We start from the raw sequence: 5146 nt of genomic DNA, 5'->3' as shown, positions 1-5146 counted from the left end.
TTTATCGTTCATTCCTGCATATAGCATCTCAGCATTTTTTCCATATGCGATAGAAATAACTCCACAAAGTATTTCTTCTTGTGTACTATTGAAACTTTCGAAGAATTCAATAAGTTTTTTTGTAGAATTAAATTGATCTTCTAAAGTTTTTCTTTTCTTATGCATATTTTCGCCAAGTTTAAGTATTTCTTGCTCTAGAGTTTCTTTTTTCTCTCTAGTCTTAGCTAATGCATTAGCAATATCAAGATACGCTATATAAACAAGTGCACGTTCTTTGTATAATTCCATAAGTTTTTTAAAATACTCTCTGTTTCGTAAAGAAATATTTTTTCTATTTTCAGTACATTCTAGAACAAACATTAAGTCATCTAATTTATCTATTTCAACTTGTCTAACTTCTACAAAACGCTTATCTACATCTTTTAATAGACGTTTAGTGTGTTTAGGAAGTTTCTCAGGGAAATCTTCTAATATTGTTACAGCGTTAAAACGAGGTTGAATAGTATCACTCATTTTCATAGTTAAACCACGATGAGAGAATTTATTTGATTTAAAGGCGTTTAATATATTTTTATCTACTAGATTTTCTGATTCTTTATTAAATTCTTCTAGTCTTTCATTGTTTAGGGGTTTAGGTATATCTATTTTTACAAGTTTAGCTTTATTTTTTCTAGCATATTTAGCTAGATTTTCTAAGAAATAGTTAAGTAATTCTGTATTGTTATAGTCTAATAGTGGTCCCCTTGGTAGATACCACATGCCTTTTCTTATAAGTATTTGTGCAGTCGCTAATAGATTGTCATTATCATCCACAACTCCAACACGTTTAAAATCCCAATTATCTTTTATTTGAGTCCATTCAGGAGATTGAAAAATGGTGCAGTAGTCATTTTGTAAGATAAAATCTGTATAATGATTAATATCTATATTATCAATGAATTTCATTTTTACATCCTTTCTTTGTCACATACGTTTTATATATGTTTTATACTACTACTAGATTATACAATATAACCGTAGAAAAAGAAACAAATAAATAAAGTAGCATGTGCAAGCAAAAAAAGTGGTTAAACTAATGATAGAGTTATTTACAACCGTATACAAAACTTATATAATTAATGTATAAAATAATTTAAAGGAAGTAATTGCGATGAACATGAATATATTGTACATCATGCTTGGATTTATATTTGTCTACGCGATGATTGCTAACGTGAGAGATAAAATAAAAAAACGTGATGAAAAGAGTAAAGAAGCATTTGAAAGACTTCAAAGTGCGTCTTATAAAAAGGAATTAGAAAAGGTTATAAACTTAAGCCAAGACGATGCATTTAATATTGCAGCATTAAGAAAAGCATACTTTTTAAATGGAAAAGATGCGAAAAAACTAATAGAAATTTTTAAAAAAGATAGATAATAAAGAAGCTCAACAAATAGATTTTTATGAATCGAATTGTTGAGTTTCTTCTATAAATTGATTATTTTCCTTCGATTGTAATCATCCATACTTCGCTACGAGCTGAAGTTTTGAAAGGTGGTCCCCAGAAACCATAACCTGCAGAAGTGAAGAAGTGTTTACCATTAATCTTTGCGTAGCCATGATCTAGGGTATAAACTACATCTGTGATGAAGTTTAACGGCCATAGTTGTCCGCGGTGAGTATGGCCAGAAAGCTGAACATCTATAGGTAAGGTAGCGTGATAATCGATAGCATCAGGTTGATGGTCGACAAGAACGATAGTCTTATTTAAATCAACGTTCTTAAGCAAGTCCGCGGTATCTAGTCTATCACGACTGACACTCTTATCTTTACGACCAACTAAAGTTATATCATTATTAAGTGTGATGCTTTCATCAAACAGTGGAATTATTCCAGTCTTTTTAACTTCGTTTACTATTTCTAGTGCATCACGATCATGATTTCCCATCGTAGTATAAACGCCTAGTGGAGCTGTTAGCTTGTTTAGATTTTCTTGCATATTACGTTTCTTGTACATAACCATATCATCGTCCATAAGGTCTCCTGCGATAACTACAGCATCTGGCTTCTCTTCATCAACAATATTGTTTAGTTTTTCAAGTTGAGGATTTGAGAAAAATGTCCCAAGATGAAGATCGGATACCATGGCAATTTTAATATGTTTTTTAATGTGTTTATCTACTTTAATAGTCTTATTAATCACAGTAGGTGAGTACGCCCAAAATAATCCAAGGGCAGTCATACCTAATAAATATAGAGTAGTTATACTTAAGCTAATTCCTTGAGAAAGATTTAATTTAAAAATTTTCAGTAATAACTTAGCAACTAATAAGATAACACCTATGACAGTGCCATTTAAGAAGTAGAAGTACCAGATGTTCCCATAATTTACCCACGGTGCTCCTAATCTTAGCATATAAGCTATAATAGAAAAGTTAGCAATGATAAATAGCGCAATACCAATAGCCAATTTAACCTTAGGGGGAACAAAAGGTGAGATCATCCATTTTAAGCCTAGCCACATCAGAAATACAAGTATTTCATATACTGAGAATACTCCGATGAAACCAGCGATAAATTTCCAATTATTCAATATTAATTCTCCTTTAATCTATTTAATAACAAATGTAAGGGAGTGACTCAAAAATCATGATTTCGGAGAAACAAGATTTTGTTGAGTCACCCTCGCACAGTTTATTAGATATCTAAAAAACTTTTATAAAGCGAATTTAGATATCAATAAACCACTGCGTCTATGAATTATCATATACACTTTTTTAAAATTTAGGACTTTTAGGTCAGCCCTAATAGAGTGCTTTTCATTATACATTATGTAGCTTAAATTGTCATTAAATTAGGTTAGGGTGATACTGTCAATTTAAAATGTTAGCTATAGCTTTATAAAAGGGTGTAGAGATGATATAATAAAAATAGAATATATAAGGAGTTTTAGGGAGATGGGGATAAAACAATTTGAGACTAGATTTTCCTTAGTAAAAAAATTAAGGGATAGAGGGCTAGACTTTGAAGAAGATGAATTGATGGATATATTAACAAAATATAATTATTTCAATTTATTTAATGGAATTGAAAGTCTACTTTTAACATCAAAGAAACCAAAACAATTTAATGGAATAAAATTAAAAGACTTTTTAAATATATATAATTTTGATAAAAAATTGAACGCTATTATTTTGAATAAACTTAATTATGTTGAACAAAGATTGAAAAATTCAATTTCTTACCACTTTGCCAATCAACATTGTAATACTATAAATGATACAATGCAATATACAAATAAGAACAATTTTATGAATCCTATTGACTCAGACGTGAGAAGTAATACCTATTGTAGATATTCTGAAATGTATCCATTTGCCTCTGAGCAGAATTATAATATCTATCGTAACTTCAATAATTTTGTTTTATTTAAGCCTTATTTTTTGACAAATTTAATAGACAGGAATGATCATATAACTGAGCAGTTTTATCAGGATTCTTCTTATGTGGCACCTAGTGGTGTGGCAAAATATAGGGATGCTGATGGTAATGATAATACACATGTTGCAGTTCCGTTTTGGGTTGCGATAGAAACTCTAACTTTTGGAGAAATTATGAGACTACTACACTATTTACAAGATTCAATCTTAACTAATGTTATGCACGATTTTGGATTGAAAATCAGTAAGAGGGATGTATTTCTAAATATGCTTGATTTTTTACTTTGTTTGAGAAATAGTTGTGCTCATACATCTTTAGTTAATAGATTTCGAACACCGAGAAGATACTGTATCAATGCACTTTTAAATAATGTTTTTAGATTAAATCCGAAATACACTGGAGAGAAGAAATCAGTTCTGAAATTATATGATGTTCTAAAAATTTTGAGTTATTTTGTTGATTTATCAGAATTAAAAAATATGATTAGAATAATACTAATTAAGAATCTTTTTAGCTTAGGATTTATAAAAGGAGCGAAAATCAATAAATTAATATTAGATAGAATGGGTTGTAGTCAATATAATTCTTGGATGAAAATGTTATCTGGCGAGGAGTATTGTTTGTAAAATTCTTGACATATATAGTAGGAAACTATATAATTAAGGTAACTTATGAGACGCTCTTAAGAGCATTAAGTAATGGGGGCATTACTTTCGATGAAAAACCTGGCACTGTGGTGCTGGGTTTTTTTGGTTTAAAGACTGCTAAATAAAAGCATCCAGGAAATTAGACTCCTAAGATGCTTTTTATCTATGTAATTATTTACCTAATTTTTCTAAGTGTTTAGCTAGGCGTTCGTTAACGAAATCCCAGTTTACAACACGGAAGAATTCTTTAATGTAGTCTGGACGACGGTTTTGGTAGTTTAGGTAGTATGCGTGTTCCCAAACGTCTAATCCAAGGATTGGAGTAAGACCTGTTAAGTATGGAGAGTCTTGGTTAGCTGTAGAAGTAACTACTAATTTACCTTCTTTATCTAAAGCTAGCCATGCCCAACCACTACCAAATCTTGTAGCAGCTGCAGCTGAGAAGCTCTTAACGAATTCTTCGTATCCACCAAGTTCAGCTTCAACTTTTTCTTTTACTAATCCAGCGAATTCAGAAGAATCTGCTTTAGTTAGAGATTTCCAGAATAGGCTGTGGTTGTGATGTCCACCACCGTTGTTGATAACAGCTTGACGGATGTCAGAAGGTACGTTATCAATGTTTTTTAGTAAACCGCAGATGCAGTTAGCTTCGAATTCTGGGTGTTTTTCTAAAGCTGCGTTTAAGTTGTTAACGTAAGCAGCGTGGTGTTTGTCGTGGTGAATTTCCATAGTTTTAGCGTCGATAACTGGTTCTAAGAAATCGAATCCATAAGGTAATTCAGGTAATTTAAATGTCATAGTAATAATCCTCCTAGGGTTTTTATAAATATATTATAATTATAAGAAAAATATTTAAAATAAACAACAAAAATGCTTACAAAAAATTTTTTTCCCGAGTAAAAACTATTTTAATCGTTGTAATAATAACTAATTAAAATTAAATAAAAGTTAATAAAGTTTGAAATGGAAATAAGGTTGACCCAAAAGTTCAAAAATTTAACAAGGTTCATATGAGAACTCATGGACGCAGTGGTTTATTGATATCTAAATTCGCTTTATAAAAGCTTTTTAGATATCT

Annotated in this window: 5 protein-coding genes; 2 read left to right on the top strand and 3 right to left on the bottom strand. The window is 30.5% G+C overall.

Annotated features, from left to right (window positions below; translation table 11 throughout):
• Positions 1-945, bottom strand: a 945-nt coding sequence (locus RYK99_RS08655; protein ID WP_314991827.1) for a peptidoglycan bridge formation glycyltransferase FemA/FemB family protein, incomplete at its 3' end; no start/stop codon positions are given.
• 205 nt (positions 946-1150) lie between these two features.
• Between RYK99_RS08655 and RYK99_RS08650 the strand changes: the two genes are divergently transcribed.
• Positions 1151-1417, top strand: a complete 267-nt coding sequence (locus RYK99_RS08650) for a hypothetical protein (protein ID WP_314991826.1) — start codon at positions 1151-1153, stop codon at positions 1415-1417.
• 61 nt (positions 1418-1478) lie between these two features.
• Here the strand turns inward: RYK99_RS08650 and RYK99_RS08645 are convergent, their stop codons facing one another.
• Positions 1479-2573, bottom strand: coding sequence for a metallophosphoesterase (locus RYK99_RS08645; protein WP_314991825.1), 1095 nt, complete (start codon positions 2571-2573; stop codon positions 1479-1481).
• A gap of 364 nt (positions 2574-2937) precedes the next feature.
• Here RYK99_RS08645 and RYK99_RS08640 point away from each other — a divergent pair, with 364 nt between their 5' ends.
• Entirely contained in the window at positions 2938-4047 is a 1110-nt protein-coding gene (locus RYK99_RS08640) for an Abi family protein (RefSeq protein ID WP_314991824.1), read from the top strand.
• A 192-nt stretch (positions 4048-4239) separates the two neighbouring features.
• Here the strand turns inward: RYK99_RS08640 and RYK99_RS08635 are convergent, their stop codons facing one another.
• On the bottom strand, positions 4240-4866 hold the full coding sequence (locus tag RYK99_RS08635; protein ID WP_003147537.1) for a superoxide dismutase: 627 nt from the start codon (positions 4864-4866) through the stop codon (positions 4240-4242).
• Between the last annotated feature and the right edge of the window lie 280 nt (positions 4867-5146).

The organism is uncultured Gemella sp., from assembly GCF_963537375.1.
Lineage (GTDB): Bacteria > Bacillota > Bacilli > Staphylococcales > Gemellaceae > Gemella.
This window is presented reverse-complemented; position numbering and strand designations above follow the sequence as displayed.